The sequence below is a fragment of the Chloroflexota bacterium genome (genome assembly GCA_015478725.1).
Taxonomy (GTDB): domain Bacteria; phylum Chloroflexota; class Limnocylindria; order Limnocylindrales; family CSP1-4; genus C-114.
This window is the reverse complement of the sequence record JADMIG010000136.1, coordinates 1-1,190: the sequence shown is the minus strand read 5'-3', so window position 1 is coordinate 1,190 and position 1,190 is coordinate 1. Positions and strand designations below refer to the sequence as shown.

1 protein-coding gene is annotated in these 1,190 nt (G+C 53.7%); it reads right to left on the bottom strand.

Annotated elements, in window-relative coordinates; genetic code table 11:
- Window positions 1–7: 7 nt before the first annotated feature.
- A protein-coding gene (locus IVW53_16130; protein ID MBF6607086.1) for an IS630 family transposase occupies window positions 8–1,131 on the bottom strand; the annotation gives its coding sequence in 2 pieces (ribosomal slippage) (window positions 8–717 and window positions 717–1,131; 1,125 coding nt in all).
- Window positions 1,132–1,190 lie beyond the last annotated feature (59 nt).

Below are 1,190 nucleotides of genomic sequence, written 5' to 3'. Positions count from 1 at the left end.
CTAGTGGTCAGTCCAGTTTGATTTTTGGGGAAGGATAGAGATCATGCATCTGCGCGCGAGCATCAGCACACGTAAAGCGCCAATGGATCTGAGCGCGAGCAGCGTTGCGGTCAGTAGCCAAGGTTTCGATGTGCTGCCAGAGATGCTCAAAGCTTTTGACGCGTTTGGACAAACATCCACGTTCAAAGATGCTGATCTCGATCTCGGCCATGTTGAGCCAACTTCCATGTTTCGGGGTATAATGCACCTCCAATCGTTGCCAGATGCGCTGCGCCTCGGCAGGCTCAAACGCCTCGTAGAGGCTGGCCGCCGTATGCGTGTTAAGATTGTCCATGACCAGACGAATGACGCGAGCATCGGGATAAACCTCATCGACGAGCCAGCGGATGGTCTGGGCGAAATCCAGTCTGGTGCGCCGTTCAGTCATCTCGACACAGCGGCGTCCTGCCAGTGGTTCGACAAACACAAACAAGTTCGCCGTTCCCAATCGCTCATATTCATAATCCGCGTGCTCGGGATGTCCTGGTTTCACTGGCAAAGGCTCACGTACTTCTGCATGTACAACCAGCGGCTTTTCGTCAAAACAGACCAGCGGTGCTGCTGGATCATAGGGTTGGGCATAGAGATCCAGCACATCTTCCATAGCGGCGACAAAGTCTGCATCGACATTAGGAATGCACCACTGCTCATGTTGCCAGGGCTTCAGCGCGTTTTTTTCAGTAATTGGCGTACGGTTTCGGGAGACAGAGCCCGCACGTATCCCAACTCGATAGCTTTGCCTGCGAGCATGCGCATAGTCCAATGGTCGTGCCCATCAGGGACATTGCTACAGGCAACGGCAATAAGATGGGCCGCCTGTTCATCGTTGAGTGCCTGCCGCCGCCGCTCTTGCCGTTTGTCGGTGAGCACTGCCTCGATGCCTCCGGCTCGAAATCGTTGTCGGATATTGCGAATCGTTTGCTCTGTGATATCGAGCACTTCGGCGATTTCGGCATCCGTCCAGCCTTCATCGCTTTTGAGCAAGACGCGTGCTCGTGTCAGCGTTCTGGCATTGGCTTTGCCTCGTCGTACAAAGAACTCGACATGGGTTTGTTCATCATCGCTGAGGTGCATTGGAGCCGTTTTTCCCATCGAAGCATCTCCTGTTTTCCCTCAGCATACCACAAAAATCAAACTGGACTGACTACTAG